At 58.7% G+C, this 13468-nt stretch carries 12 protein-coding genes; 5 read left to right on the forward strand and 7 right to left on the reverse strand.

Annotation, left to right across the window (positions count from 1 at the left end; translation table 11 throughout):
* Nucleotides 1-72 precede the first annotated feature (72 nt).
* From hda to ACOYXE_RS14155, 3 genes are all read right to left on the reverse strand, one after another.
* Complete coding sequence (gene hda, locus ACOYXE_RS14145; RefSeq protein ID WP_007919828.1) at nucleotides 73-777, reverse strand: DnaA regulatory inactivator Hda; 705 nt, start codon at nucleotides 775-777, stop codon at nucleotides 73-75.
* A gap of 207 nt (nucleotides 778-984) precedes the next feature.
* Nucleotides 985-2058: an AI-2E family transporter gene (locus tag ACOYXE_RS14150; RefSeq protein WP_102900818.1), complete on the reverse strand. Its 1074-nt coding sequence runs from the start codon at nucleotides 2056-2058 to the stop codon at nucleotides 985-987.
* 31 nt (nucleotides 2059-2089) lie between these two features.
* Nucleotides 2090-3148, reverse strand: coding sequence for a DUF2066 domain-containing protein (locus ACOYXE_RS14155; RefSeq protein ID WP_160056896.1), 1059 nt, complete (start codon nucleotides 3146-3148; stop codon nucleotides 2090-2092).
* Between the two features lie 373 nt (nucleotides 3149-3521).
* Here ACOYXE_RS14155 and purM point away from each other — a divergent pair, with 373 nt between their 5' ends.
* The 3 genes from purM to ACOYXE_RS14170 are packed head-to-tail and all read left to right on the forward strand — an operon-like array spanning nucleotide 3522 to nucleotide 5952.
* Nucleotides 3522-4580, forward strand: a complete 1059-nt coding sequence (purM, locus tag ACOYXE_RS14160) for a phosphoribosylformylglycinamidine cyclo-ligase (protein ID WP_460929697.1) — start codon at nucleotides 3522-3524, stop codon at nucleotides 4578-4580.
* Nucleotides 4580-5230 carry a phosphoribosylglycinamide formyltransferase gene (gene purN / locus ACOYXE_RS14165; RefSeq protein WP_160056892.1) on the forward strand — a complete coding sequence of 217 codons (651 nt, stop codon included), beginning with the start codon at nucleotides 4580-4582 and terminating at the stop codon, nucleotides 5228-5230. The genes purM and purN overlap by 1 nt, the downstream gene beginning before the upstream one ends.
* A gap of 8 nt (nucleotides 5231-5238) precedes the next feature.
* Nucleotides 5239-5952: a DUF3108 domain-containing protein gene (locus ACOYXE_RS14170; protein WP_160056890.1), complete on the forward strand. Its 714-nt coding sequence runs from the start codon at nucleotides 5239-5241 to the stop codon at nucleotides 5950-5952.
* 269 nt (nucleotides 5953-6221) lie between these two features.
* Here ACOYXE_RS14170 and ACOYXE_RS14175 read toward each other — a convergent pair whose 3' ends face one another.
* The gene (locus ACOYXE_RS14175; RefSeq protein ID WP_160056888.1) at nucleotides 6222-7847 is read right to left on the reverse strand and encodes a methyl-accepting chemotaxis protein; all 1626 of its coding nucleotides are present in this window, start codon (nucleotides 7845-7847) and stop codon (nucleotides 6222-6224) included.
* Nucleotides 7848-7977: 130 nt separating this feature from the next.
* Nucleotides 7978-9033 carry an amidohydrolase family protein gene (locus ACOYXE_RS14180; protein WP_460929700.1) on the reverse strand — a complete coding sequence of 352 codons (1056 nt, stop codon included), beginning with the start codon at nucleotides 9031-9033 and terminating at the stop codon, nucleotides 7978-7980.
* A 129-nt stretch (nucleotides 9034-9162) separates the two neighbouring features.
* On the opposite strand from ACOYXE_RS14180, the gene ACOYXE_RS14185 reads away from it, so the two are divergent.
* Together ACOYXE_RS14185 and ACOYXE_RS14190 are read left to right on the forward strand one after the other, a co-directional pair.
* A complete protein-coding gene (locus tag ACOYXE_RS14185; protein ID WP_008082948.1) occupies nucleotides 9163-9579 on the forward strand; it encodes an OsmC family protein in 417 nt (138 codons plus the stop codon).
* Nucleotides 9580-9640: 61 nt separating this feature from the next.
* Entirely contained in the window at nucleotides 9641-10507 is an 867-nt protein-coding gene (locus tag ACOYXE_RS14190; protein WP_460929702.1) for a pirin family protein, read from the forward strand.
* Between the two features lie 200 nt (nucleotides 10508-10707).
* Here the strand turns inward: ACOYXE_RS14190 and ACOYXE_RS14195 are convergent, their stop codons facing one another.
* On the reverse strand, nucleotides 10708-11436 hold the full coding sequence (locus ACOYXE_RS14195; protein ID WP_160056880.1) for a dienelactone hydrolase family protein: 729 nt from the start codon (nucleotides 11434-11436) through the stop codon (nucleotides 10708-10710).
* Between the two features lie 68 nt (nucleotides 11437-11504).
* Nucleotides 11505-13409, reverse strand: a complete 1905-nt coding sequence (gene htpG, locus ACOYXE_RS14200; RefSeq protein WP_460929705.1) for a molecular chaperone HtpG — start codon at nucleotides 13407-13409, stop codon at nucleotides 11505-11507.
* Between the last annotated feature and the right edge of the window lie 59 nt (nucleotides 13410-13468).

Here is a 13468-nt window from a genome sequence, read left to right on the forward strand (position 1 = left end):
TGCAGGAAAGCGGATTTTCTGGCGCCTGAAATATGCCGAAATACGCTGAAAGCCGCAGAATCAAAGGGATAGCTACCAGCCCAGCGTTTCTTTCAGGAAGGGAATGGTCAGCTTGCGCTGAGCCTGCAATGAGGCCTGATCGAGCTGTTCAAGCAAGTCAAACAGCGCACTCATGCTGCGGGTGCCGCGAGTCAAAATAAAATGCCCGACTTCATCGGTCAGGTGCAGACCGCGACGCGAGGCGCGCAATTGCAGAGCACGCAGTTTGTCTTCATCGGAGAGCGGCCGCATCTGAAAAATCAGCGCCAGGGTCAGGCGCGATTTCAAGTCAGCCAGTTTGACCGGCAGCTCACGCGGAGAGGTGGAAGCGGCAATCAGCAAGCGCCGACCGCTGTCGCGTAGACGGTTGAACAGATGAAACATCGCCTCTTCCCAGTCAGCCTTGCCGGCAATCACCTGCAAGTCGTCCAGGCAAACCAGTTCGTACTGTTCGAGGTTGTCGAGGATTTCGACACCGCGATCCATCAACTCGGCCAACGGCAAGTACACCGCCGGCTCGCCCATCTGCTCGAATCGCAGACACGCCGCTTGCAACAGATGCGTACGCCCTACGCCGTGTTTGCCCCACAGGTAGATCAGGCTTTCTGTCCAGCCGGCGTCGGCTTCGCATAGACGCTCGACATAGCCGAGTGCAGCGGCATTGGCGCCTGGGTAGTAGTTGATGAAGGTGGCGTCGTCACGCAGACGCACACCTAGGGGCAGCTGAATCGGTTTCATGCTGACTGAACAGTTCTCAAGGAACCGTTAGTGGCCTCTGTGTAAAGTTTGCGAAGTTTATACCCGTGAAGCTGAGCGCACAATGCGACAGAGTCCAAGCAAAATCAAAGGTTTGCGATAACACACTGGATTTATGACAGATTCTTTGGCACCAACGCCTGCAGGACCCGGGCCAACCCGGCGATTCGCCGGGCCGTCCCTGTGCCATTACAACTGCGGATCGTCAACGCCACTATAGATGTCGGAGTCCTTGTACAAGTCGTGCACATGGCGCACCAGCACCATGATCACCGCCGCCACCGGCAATGCCAGCAGCACGCCGGTGAAACCGAACAATTCGCCGCCGGCCAGAATCGCGAAAATCACCGCCACCGGATGCAGACCGATACGATCGCCCACCAATAAAGGCGTCAGCACCATGCCTTCCAGCGCCTGACCAACCATGAACACCGCGACGATCCCGACCATCGGATACAGATCGCCACCGAACTGGAACAACCCGGCAATCAGCGCCGCGCCAATACCGATCACGAAGCCCATATAAGGCACGATCGCCGCCAGACCCGCAATCAGGCCGATCAACAACCCCAGCTCCAGCCCGACGATCATCAGGCCCGCTGCGTAGATCACGCCCAACGCCACCATCACCAGCAACTGACCGCGAACAAATGCGCCCAGCACCTCATGACATTCACCGGCCAGCGATACGATGGTCTCTTCCCGATCACGCGGCAGGAGGCTGCGGATCTTGGCCATCATCACGTCCCAGTCGCGCAACAAGTAAAAGCTCACCACCGGAATCAGCACCAGATTGGCCAGCCAGCCGATCAGCGCCAGACTGGAGGCCGTTGCCTGACTGAGCACCACGCCGACAATGTCGGTAGTCTGCCCCATGTGCTCGCTGATCGCGGCCTTGACCTTATCGAACTTCCAGAAACCGTCCGACAACCCCAGCTTCGACTGCGCCCACGGCACCGCCGTGTGCTGCAGCCAATCGAGCATTTGCGGCGCCAGTTCGTACAGACGTAGCAACTGCTTGGCGAGCATCGGCACCAGCACCAGCATCAGTGCGGTGACGATCAAGGTGAACAGAGCAAACACCGCGATCACGCCCCAGGTTCGCGACAAACCGAGCCGCTCCAGTCGATCCACCAGCGGATCGAACAGATAAGCCAGCAGCAGCGCCACCAGGAACGGCGTGAGGATCGGATGCAGCAACCATACAAACGCGCAAAGCAGGACTACCCCACCGAGCCAGAACCAACGCCGCGTATCGGCCATGTACCACTCCTGCTTCTATATAAGGAAAGACTTACCAGCGAAACCGCAACGACGGTGCTGCCGGGGTCGGGGCTGGCGCCGCGACTGGCGCCGCACCTGCAACCGCAGGCTGTGGCGCAGCCAACGGAGTCGGCGCCTCGGCCGGCAACTCCTGCAACTTGGCCAGCGACAACTGCGCACGCATTTGATCGGCGCTGCCATTGACCCGATAAACGATGCGATCGCCGTCAACACTTTGCAGACGCACGCCAAACGGTTCGAGTAACCGCAACAGCGCCGCGTAATGCTCCAGATTCATACCTTGCACTTCCAGAGTCTGCTGCCCCGAAGCGCCGGGCTTGGCCACAAAACGTGGCGCCAGCCGCTCAGCCACCGCCAGCATCACTGCGTCAGCGACAGCAGCCTGATCGGCGCCCTGCACACTGCCCGCCTCTTTCTGATCGCCCAGCCACAAGTGCCATTTGGCCTGCCACTGCCCGCCCTCTTCACGGGCATGCACCGCCAGCAAGGCATCAGCGTTGTAGCGCTCCGAAGCACCGCGCAGTGGCGCCGGATCCGTGCCCTCAAGCGCTGGCGCAGTGGCAACCAACTGCTCACTCAAATCAGCCAGCGGCAAACGCAATGGCAAGCCGCGATGTTGTGCAGCCGTACGCAACGGCGCGGCAGCGGCCTGACCATCACCGACCAGACTCGAACCCTCGGCCGAATCATTCAGCCACCAACTCAGGATCGACGGGCGACTGGCGCCCCACAACGACAACCCGGCACGACGCAACGCCTGCTCGGTGGTCGCCGGATCGAAATCGACCTTCAGCACCTCCGGCGGCCCGGCATCGAAACCGAACTGACTGATGATTTGCTGCGGATCCTTGCGAATCGCCGCCAACCCCGGGTTTTGCGCAGCCTTCGGATCGCCGGTCAGGCGCAACACCAATGTATCGAGCGCCGCTTGCGTGGCGCGACCACGTTCTTCCGGCGCCTGGCCATTGACCGGTTCGCGCACTTGATAAAGACCTTTGAGGTTTTCGGCATGACTCGCCAGGCTGATCAGAGACAAACAACCCACAAACAACAATTTACACAAACGCATGGAGAATTCCCGTCGACAGGAGCGGCTGGAACAGGCCGCGTGAACCGGTTAAGCAAGGCTGTGACAATCTGCCAGCACTAAACATTCACACGACAGCGGTAAAATTTTGCACAGTGATAACGATAGACGGTTAATCGCCACACTTTATACAGACGTTCATACGGCTCAATTGCAAAAAATTTCCGCTGATATGGCCCTGCCCGTCGGTGCGAGGATGGCCGCTGCCCCTCAAGCCTGATAAAATCGCGCGCCTTCGCAGACCGGCAACAGCCGGGCACCTCGAAACTCGCGTGAGGCCATCGCCCCGTCGATTTCGAAGTTCCCGCTGAACTCGGTCGTTACCCCTGAATCCCCTCCCCTAAAGGCCTGGATCATGAGCAAGCAACCCTCCCTGAGCTACAAGGACGCCGGTGTAGACATCGACGCCGGTGAAGCATTGGTCGAACGCATCAAGAGCGTCGCCAAGCGCACTGCGCGCCCGGAAGTCATGGGCGACCTGGGCGGTTTCGGCGCCCTCTGCGAAATCCCGGCCGGCTACAAGCAGCCAGTTCTGGTTTCCGGCACCGACGGCGTCGGCACCAAGCTGCGTCTGGCGCTGAACCTGAACAAGCACGACAGCATCGGTATCGACCTGGTTGCCATGTGCGTCAACGACCTCGTGGTGTGCGGCGCCGAGCCACTGTTCTTCCTCGACTACTACGCCACCGGCAAACTCAATGTCGAGACCGCGACCCAAGTGGTTACCGGCATCGGCGCTGGCTGCGAACTGTCGGGTTGCTCGCTGGTTGGCGGCGAAACCGCTGAAATGCCAGGCATGTACGAAGGCGAAGACTACGACCTGGCCGGCTTCTGCGTCGGCGTCGTGGAAAAAGCGGAAATCATCGACGGCTCGAAAGTTGCCACCGGTGACGCACTGATCGCCCTGCCATCGTCCGGCCCACACTCGAACGGCTACTCACTGATCCGCAAGATCATCGAAGTCTCCGGTGCCGACATCGAAAACATCCAGCTCGACGGCAAACCGCTGACCGACCTGCTGATGGCCCCGACCCGCATCTACGTGAAGCCGCTGCTCAAGCTGATCAAAGACACCGGCGCGGTCAAAGCCATGGCCCACATCACCGGTGGTGGCCTGCTCGACAACATCCCGCGCGTTCTGCCAAAAGGCGCTCAGGCGGTGGTTGATGTGGCTAGCTGGACTCGCCCGGCCGTATTCGACTGGCTGCAAGAGAAAGGCAACGTTGACGAAACAGAGATGCACCGCGTACTGAATTGCGGCGTTGGCATGGTCATCTGCGTGGCTCAGGAACACGTAGAAGTTGCCCTGAACACCCTGCGTGACGCCGGCGAACAGCCTTGGGTCATCGGTCAGATCGCTGCCGCTGCCGAAGGCGCTGCTCAGGTTGATCTGCAGAACCTTAAGGCTCATTAATGTCCGCAACCTGTGATGTCGTGGTGCTGCTGTCCGGCACCGGCAGTAACTTGCAGGCTCTGATCGACAGCACGCGGACCGGCGACAGCCCGGCCCGCATCGCTGCAGTGATTTCCAATCGCGCCGACGCCTACGGCCTGCAACGCGCCAGTGACGCAGGTATCGCTACCCGCTCGCTGGATCACAAGGCATTCGAAGGTCGCGAGGCCTTCGATGCTGCTCTGATCGAACTGATCGACGAATTCAATCCGAAACTCGTGGTGCTGGCCGGCTTCATGCGCATTCTCAGCGCTGACTTCGTTCGCCACTATCAGGGTCGCCTGCTCAACATCCACCCGTCGCTGCTGCCCAAATACAAAGGGTTACACACTCATCAGCGCGCGCTGGAGGCCGGCGATACTGAGCACGGCTGCTCCGTGCACTTCGTCACCGAGGAACTCGATGGCGGACCACTGGTCGTACAGGCAGTATTACCGGTAGAGTTGCACGACACGCCGCAGACTCTTGCGCAGCGAGTCCACGTTCAGGAACACCTGATCTACCCGATGGCTGTTCGCTGGTTTGCCGAAGGCAGGCTGGCACTTGGTGAACACGGTGCTTTACTGGATGGCCAGTTACTCGCGGCCAGCGGCCACTTGATTCGACACTAGGAGATATTATGCGTCGCGCCCTGCTCTTCGCTTGCGCTCTGCTCGCCCTGCCCTTCGCGCAGGCAGCGGAACTTCAACCGTTCTCCGCCAGCTACACCGCCGACTGGAAGCAGTTGCCCATGAGCGGCACCGCCGAGCGCAGCCTGGTCAAGGAAGCCAGCGGCGTCTGGAAGCTCAGCTTCAAGGCTTCGATGATGATCGCCAGCCTGACAGAAGAAAGCACCCTGACCCTGGACAAGGACACTTTGCTGCCGCAGTCCTACCACTTTGAACGTGGTGGCCTGGGCAAGGCGAAAAAGGCTGATCTGGATTTCGACTGGAACAGCAAGATGGTCACCGGCACCGACCGTGGCGACGCGGTGAAGATCCCGCTGAACCGTGGCATGGTCGACAAGTCCACCTATCAACTGGCGCTGCAACATGATGTGGCTGCTGGCAAAAAGACCATGAGCTATCAAGTGGTCGATGACGGCGAAGTCGATACCTATGACTTCCGCGTGCTGGGTTCGGAAAAAGTCGAAACCAAGGCTGGCAAGATCGATGCGATCAAGGTCGAGCGCGTACGCGACCCGACACAAAGCAAGCGCACCACCGTCCTCTGGTTCGCCAAGGATTGGGATTACCTGCTGGTTCGCCTGCAACAGGTTGAAACCGACGGCAAGGAGTACAACATCATGCTCCAGGACGGCACGGTCAACGGCAAAACCGTTAAAGGCAGCTGATTTGCCGCAAGAACAAAGAGCCCCGCGAAATGCGGGGCTTTTTTTGCCTGCTGGATTGGAGACTTGTGCCTGGCTCGCCCCTCACCCCAGCCCTCTCCCGAGGGAGAGGGAGCCGCCCGAGGTGTCTTTCGCCATGCATCGACCTGAAAAATCGAGTCGATTATGGATTCTCCAAAGCCAGATCAGGTCGGTGTATCTCGCCAATCTCCCACGGTCAGTCCCCTCTCCCTTGGGAGAGGGCTAGGGTGAGGGGCTTTTGAAGGCGAAACTCAAACCGAAAACTTCGCCACCATGCTGTTCAGATCCACCGCCAACCGCGACAACTCCTGACTGGCCGCACTGGTCTGATTGGCCCCCGCCGAGGTCTGCATCGCCAGATCACGGATATTCATCAGATTGCGATCAACCTCACGTGCCACAGCCGCCTGCTCCTCTGAAGCACTGGCGATCACCAGATTACGCTCGTTGATCAGCGTGAACGCCGAGGCGATCTCTTCAAGTGCAGTCCCGGCCGCCTTGGCCAACTCGAGCGTCGAACGCGCGCGCACATTGCTTTGCTGCATCGAACTGACCGCCGAATCGGTGCCCTGCTGAATGCCGCCAATCATCTGCTCGATTTCCTGAGTCGATTGCTGAGTGCGATGCGCCAAGGCCCGTACCTCATCCGCTACCACCGCAAACCCACGTCCGGCATCACCAGCCCGCGCCGCCTCGATCGCAGCATTCAAAGCGAGCAGATTGGTCTGCTCGGCAATCGAACGAATCACGTCCAGCACTTTGCTGATGCTGTAAACCTTCTGCGCCAGATCTTCCACCTGACTTGCATTGGCTGTCACATCATCGGCGAGCGATTCAATAGACAACACCGTTTGATGCACCTGTTGACGGCCATGCTGGGCAATACGATCGGATTCACGAGAGGCCTCGGACGTGGCCACGGCATTGCTTGCCACCTCCTCCACCGCAGCCGTCATCTGATTGACCGCCGTGGCCGCCTGTTCGATTTCCAGGCTCTGCTGGTGCAAACCGCGCGTAGCGTCTTCCGTGACGCAACTCAGCTCTTCCGAGGCCGAGGCCAATTGACTGGAGGACTCGGAGATTTGCCGAATCGTGTCACGCAGGTTGTGTTGCATGCTCTTGAGCGCGTGCAGCAGTCGCGCCGGTTCGTCCTTGCCGCTGATGTTGATATCGCCGGTCAGATCACCTCCTGCCACCACCTCGGCGACACCCAACGATTGCGCCAGCGGCAGCACGATGCTGCGCGTCAGCAACAGGGCCAAGCCAATGGTGATCAGCGCAGTGATACCGACCATCACGCCGACCCACACCCGCGAACTGGTAAACACCAGCCGCGCTGCTTCGGTGGCGAGATTGGCATTGTGTTTATTCAGTTCGACCAGTTCGCGCAAAAGCACTGCAATTTCATCGGCCAAGGGACTCATCTGACCGTTGAGAATGGTCGCGGCCTCCTCGACCCGATTCTGCGCAGACAACTGCATGACCTGCGCCTGAAACTCCAGGTACTGGTGCTCGGCGACCTTGAAGCGGTCAAATAGCTTGCGCTCCTCGGGCAGCACGATCAGCACGTCATAACGCTGCTGGGCCTCACTGAGCACACCGCGTAATTCATTGAGCTTGGCAACGTTCTGTTCGAGGGCCTGCGGATCTCGATTGAGCAGCAGGCGCATGGTCAATGCGCGCAGGCGCAGCATGTCCTGGCTCATCTCACCGACCGCCATCACGCTCGGCAGCCAGTTGTTATCAACCTCGTCGGACTGCGCGCGCATGTTCGACATTTGCAATAAAGCGAACGCCCCGAGGGCAAATACCATCAACGCCAACAAGCCAAAACCGAGCCCGGCGCGCGGGGCAATATTGAGACTACGGATACTCATTGCTCTGGTTCCTTCCAAAAGCGCTGCATCAACCCTGCAGCTGGTTGCTTTAGAAGGTATCGGCCCGGCGGAAAAATGCGTAAGACGAAAAGGCGATATCAAAAGGCCTTGATCCATCGAACCGTTGGCATTAACGATTCAGCGTGCTTTTGCCGGACTTGAGCACCGTTCGCGGCAAGATCGCCAGGAAGTTATCCCGAGCGACTTTTTTCGCGACGTCCTCGGGCAATGCATCGAGGAATGGCTTGAACCTGTGCATTTCCTCACCGAGTTTGTTGAATCGCCCGACTACGTCTGAACCCAGCATGAAGCGCTCCGGGTATTTCTCGACCAGCGCCAGCCATTCCGCTCGCGGCTTGCCCTGCTCGTCCAGCAGGTACGGCGTGAGCATGCTCCATGACAAGTCGATGAACAGATTGGGATACGCCTCAAGCATGCGCGTCAGCGTGGGCAACAGGAATGTCAGTTGCGTCTGATGCCGATGGATTTCAGCGCTGGTGCCGGCGTGCGCCCAGATAAATCGCGTGTGCGGGTGATTACGCAGCGGTTCTTCGACTTCCTTCAGGTACAGAGGATTTTTCTCACGCTTGGAGGTGATGTTGGAATGCAGCATCACCGGCAGATCGTTCTCGGCGGCCAGATGATAGATCTTGGTCATGGCTTCATTGTTGGCGCGCGGCGTGTCGCCGGACGTCAGCGCCGTGAGATCGTCATGACGAGTGAACACTTCGCCGATGCCCTGCCACAGCCCCGGATACAGATCGAGCATGCGCTGGATGTGTGCGGCGGAGTTCTTGTCGTTGGGATTGAAGCCGGACAGGAACGGATGAAAGTACGGGCGCTGCTCGGCGCTCAGTTTTTGCACCGCGTCGGCGACAATCACGTCGGTCGCGCTATACCAGTAAGCATCGGCGTCATCCCCGGCGTAATAGCGCGGGCGCTTGGGTTCGTCCTCATGCCACTTCTTAGCAACCGGAATACCGGAAATCATCACATGCTCGACGGAACCGCCCTTCATCGCCGTCAGCAATTTCGCCATGCCAGCACTTTCCTGGAAAAAATCCACGTAATGCAGGTGCGCATCGCTGTAGGTGTACTCGCGGGCGCTGACGTTGCCGGCAAATACCAACAAACAGGCAAGACTCAAACGATACAGGGACACAAGTAATCTCCAGGAAGTAGGCATAGCCTAGACCCTGCCCTGACGACAAGGGTTCATCCCGCAGGAAAGTGGAACGCGTACCGGTGGGAATACTCTATAACTGCAAGGTCTTTTTTGATCGAAGCGACTTTTCCTACTGCCAGTGAGGTTCCCATGACCGTTACCGTCAATACCGTCTCCGCTGAAGGTTTTCGTCACACCGTACAAATTGATGACCACGAATTGTTTGCCGACGTGCCGAAATCGGCAGGCGGCGAAGGCTCGGCACCTGAGCCGCACGACTATTTCGATGCAGCCCTCGGCGCCTGCAAAGCACTGACCCTGAAGATGTACGCGAAGAAGAAAGACATCCCGCTGACCGGTGTCGGTGTTGACGTCAAACGCGACAATAGCGAAGAGCAGAAAGGTAAATACGTCTTGCACGTCACCCTTACTCTCAAAGGCGTCCTTACCGATGCCCAGCGCGAGGAATTGCTGCGCGTTGCCGATCGCTGCCCGATTCACAAGCTGATGACCACCAGCGAAGTGACGATCGAAACCCACGCCCCACAAGGCTTCGACAGCCAGTAATCCTCCTCATGCCAGCGGCGGGTTATGCTTCTGGCATCACCCGCTCAGCCTGGAATGCACCATGGACACGCAACCTCTGATCATCCGCCCGCGCGCCGAAGACGTCGAAGGCCAGCCGATTCTGCGCCCGTTGCCGTCAGCCAAATGCCGCAGCGTCGGGCCTTTCGTGTTTTTTGATCACATGCTCGAAACGGTTTATCCGACAGGCAAGGGCATGAACATCCGACAGCATCCGCACATTGGTCTGTCGACGCTCACGTATTTGTTTGAAGGACAGATCCAGCACAAGGACAGCCTTGGCTCGGATCAGGTGGTCAGCGCTGGAGATGTCAGCTGGATGACCGCTGGCAGCGCGATTGCGCACGTTGAACGCACGCCGGAACCGTTGTGGGACCAGAGCTTCACCATGCACGGATTGCAGATCTGGCTGGCCTCGCCCAAGAATCATGAGCAAGGTCCCGGGCATTACAGCCATCACCCGGCGGCGACATTGCCGGTCAGCGATAACCTTGGCGTGCAGATTCGCATGATTGCCGGGTCAGGCTTTTGCCTGGAATCGCCGGTGCCGGTGCTTTCTCCTACGTTGTATGCGGAAGTGAACATGCAAACCGCAACCACTTTGCTGATTCCGACCGAGCATGAAGAGCGGGCGGTTTATGTGCTGAGTGGGGATGCGCAATTGAACGGCGAAGCGATTGAGCCGCATGCGCTGGTCGTGTTGCCGGCTGGGGAAGAGATGAGCCTGTTTGCCGAAAGCGATGTGCACGCGGTGGTGTTTGGCGGCGCGGCACTGGACGGGCCTCGGCGGATCAACTGGAATTTTGTCGCGAGTGATCCAGCGGCGATTGATGAAGCGCGGCGCAAATGGGCGGCCGGGGATTGGCCGACGGTGCCGGGAGAAGTTGAGCGGATCGAGTTACCGCGCTGAAAAGTACCCTCACCCCAGCCCTCTCCCAGAGGGAGAGGGAGCCGACCGAGATGTCTCAGGTTATACGCTGACCTGAAAAGTCTTGGTGACTATGGATTCAGCACAGCCCTTTCAAGTCGGCGTAACTCCCAAGCATCCCCCATTCAGTCCCCTCTCCCTCCGGGAGAGGGTTAGGGTGAGGGGCTTTTGCTTTTCAGGCTTCAGCCCTTGAACACTTCATCCAGCAAATCATGCATCGACTTGAACGCGCGCTTCGCGGTCTTCGCGTCGTACATCATCTTGCCCGGCACATTGGCATGCGGATCAGTGAACGAGTGCACCGCACCGCCATAGCTGAGCAACTGCCAATCGACATTCGCCGCGTTCATCTCGTCTTCAAACGCCGGCAACTGCTCCTTCGGCACCAACGGGTCGGAAGCACCGTGCAACACCAGCACCGAGCCCTTGATGTTCTGCGCATCCGCCGGGTTCGGCGAATCCAGCGTACCGTGGAACGACACCGCCGCCTTCACCGGCGCCCCCGTGCGAGCCAGATCCAGCGCACAGCAACCGCCAAAGCAGAAGCCGAACACTGCCAGTTTCGACGTATCAACCGCCGCCTCACCCTGCTTCTGCAACTGCTCGAACGCCGCCTGCATCCGCGTGCGCAGCAACGCACGATCGTCCTTCAACGGCATCATCGCCGCGCCCGCTTGATCAGCATTCTGCGGACGCACGGCCTGACCGTAGACGTCAGCGATCAACACCACGTAGCCCTTGGCCGCCACCGATTTAGCGATCTCTTCGGCACCAGCACTGACACCCATCCAGTTCGGCGCCATCAACAAACCCGGACGCGCGCCTTTGTGCTCGGCGTCGAACGCCAGACGACCTTCATAAGGCTGGCCGTCAATCTGATAGACCACGGAACGTACTGTGACTTGGCTCATTTCTGACTCCTGATTTGTTAAACACCAGAATGAAAAAACCCGCCGAAGCGGGTTTTTCTACAACGTGATCAAGCTGACAGTTCAACCAGCAGCTTGTTCAGGCGGCGCACGTAGGCGGCCGGGTCTTTCAAGCTATCGCCGGCAGCAAGCGCTGCCTGATCAAAGAGGATGTGCGACAGGTCGCCAAAACGCTCTTCGCTCTGCTCGCCATCGAGTTTCTCGATCAGCGGGTGGCTCGGGTTGAACTCGAAGATCGGCTTCGAATCCGGCACTTTCTGCCCGCTGGCTTCGAGGATCTGACGCATTTGCAGACCCAGATCCTGTTCGCCGATGGCGAGGATGGCAGGCGAATCGGTCAGACGATGCGATACGCGAACTTCAGCTACGGAATCGCCCAGCGCGGTTTTCAGACGCTCAACCAGACCTTCTTTGGACTTGGCGACTTCTTCTGCGGCTTTCTTGTCCTCTTCCGAGTCCAGGTTGCCCAGATCAAGATCACCACGTGCCACGTCGACGAAAGTCTTGCCGTCAAACTCGCTGAGGTAGCTCATCAGCCACTCATCGATGCGATCAGTCAGCAGCAACACTTCGATGCCTTTCTTGCGGAAGACTTCCAGGTGCGGGCTGTTCTTGACCTGCGCGTAGGTTTCACCGGTCAGGTAGTAGATCTTGTCCTGACCTTCCTTGGCGCGTGCCAGGTAGTCGGCCAGACCGACGATCTGCTCGCCGTCGTCGCCGTTGGTCGATGCAAAACGCAGCAGACCGGCGATTTTCTCTTTGTTGGCGAAGTCTTCTGCCGGGCCTTCTTTCATGACCTGACCGAAGTTCTTCCAGAAGCCCTTGTATTGCTCAGGCTCGTTCTTCGCCAGTTTTTCCAGCATGTCGAGCACGCGCTTGGTCAGCGCGGTCTTCATCGAATCGATGATCGGGTCTTTCTGCAGGATTTCACGCGACACGTTCAGCGACAGGTCGTTGGAATCGACCACACCTTTGATGAAGCGCAGGTACAGCGGCAGGAACGACTCGGCCTGATCCATGACGAACACGCGCTGAACGTACAGCTTCAGGCCTTTCGGCGCTTCACGCTGGTACAAGTCGAACGGTGCGCGGGCCGGCACGTACAGCAGCGAGCTGTATTCAAGCTTGCCTTCGACTTTGTTGTGGCTCCAGGCCAGCGGGTTTTCAAAGTCGTGAGCGATGTGCTTGTAGAACTCCTGGTATTCCTCGTCCTTCACTTCAGTGCGCGGACGGGTCCACAGGGCGCTGGCGCGGTTGACGGTTTCCCACTCAACGGCCGGAGTGTCTTCGCCTTCGGCAGCAGCCGCTTCTTTCGGCAGCTCGATCGGCAAAGCGATGTGGTCGGAGTACTTCTTGATGATGTTGCGCAGACGCCAGCCATCAGCAAACTCGTCTTCTGCAGCTTTGAGGTGCAGAACGATGCGCGTGCCACGCTCTGGTTTTTCGATGGTGGCGACTTCGAACTCGCCCTCGCCTTTCGACGACCAGTGCACGCCTTCGCTGGCCGGGGTGCCGGCGCGACGGCTGTATACGTCAACCTGGTCGGCAACGATGAAGGCAGAGTAGAAGCCCACACCGAACTGGCCGATCAGGTGGGAATCTTTCTTTTGATCGCCCGAGAGATTCTTCATGAAATCAGCGGTACCGGATTTGGCGATGGTCCCCAGGTGGGTGATCACATCATCACGGTTCATGCCGATACCGTTGTCTTCGAGAGTGACGGTTTTGGCGTCCTTGTCGAAGCTCACACGGATTTTCAGGTCAGCGCCACCTTCGAGCAACTCTGGCTTGGCCAGGGCTTCGAAGCGCAGCTTGTCGACAGCGTCAGAGGCGTTCGAGATCAATTCGCGAAGGAAAATTTCCTTGTTGGAATACAGCGAATGGATCATGAGGTGCAGCAGTTGCTTTACCTCGGTCTGGAAGCCCAGGGTTTCCTTTTGAGTTTCCACACTCATGGTCATCAAACTCCAATCAGATGGCAGTGGCCGCGACCCGAAATGGTCGGCGGCGGGTT

Source organism: Pseudomonas sp. MC6 (genome assembly GCF_054790575.1).

What these genes read in the sequence shown, in the direction of transcription:
- hda (WP_007919828.1), bottom strand. Translation starts at nt 777, where the DNA reads ATGAAACCGATTCAGCTGCCCCTAGGTGTGCGTCTGCGTGACGACGCC.
- ACOYXE_RS14150 (WP_102900818.1), bottom strand. Translation starts at nt 2,058, where the DNA reads ATGGCCGATACGCGGCGTTGGTTCTGGCTCGGTGGGGTAGTCCTGCTT.
- ACOYXE_RS14155 (WP_160056896.1), bottom strand. Translation starts at nt 3,148, where the DNA reads ATGCGTTTGTGTAAATTGTTGTTTGTGGGTTGTTTGTCTCTGATCAGC.
- purM (WP_460929697.1), top strand. Translation starts at nt 3,522, where the DNA reads ATGAGCAAGCAACCCTCCCTGAGCTACAAGGACGCCGGTGTAGACATC.
- purN (WP_160056892.1), top strand. Translation starts at nt 4,580, where the DNA reads ATGTCCGCAACCTGTGATGTCGTGGTGCTGCTGTCCGGCACCGGCAGT.
- ACOYXE_RS14170 (WP_160056890.1), top strand. Translation starts at nt 5,239, where the DNA reads ATGCGTCGCGCCCTGCTCTTCGCTTGCGCTCTGCTCGCCCTGCCCTTC.
- ACOYXE_RS14175 (WP_160056888.1), bottom strand. Translation starts at nt 7,847, where the DNA reads ATGAGTATCCGTAGTCTCAATATTGCCCCGCGCGCCGGGCTCGGTTTT.
- ACOYXE_RS14180 (WP_460929700.1), bottom strand. Translation starts at nt 9,033, where the DNA reads ATGCCTACTTCCTGGAGATTACTTGTGTCCCTGTATCGTTTGAGTCTT.
- ACOYXE_RS14185 (WP_008082948.1), top strand. Translation starts at nt 9,163, where the DNA reads ATGACCGTTACCGTCAATACCGTCTCCGCTGAAGGTTTTCGTCACACC.
- ACOYXE_RS14190 (WP_460929702.1), top strand. Translation starts at nt 9,641, where the DNA reads ATGGACACGCAACCTCTGATCATCCGCCCGCGCGCCGAAGACGTCGAA.
- ACOYXE_RS14195 (WP_160056880.1), bottom strand. Translation starts at nt 11,436, where the DNA reads ATGAGCCAAGTCACAGTACGTTCCGTGGTCTATCAGATTGACGGCCAG.
- htpG (WP_460929705.1), bottom strand. Translation starts at nt 13,409, where the DNA reads ATGAGTGTGGAAACTCAAAAGGAAACCCTGGGCTTCCAGACCGAGGTA.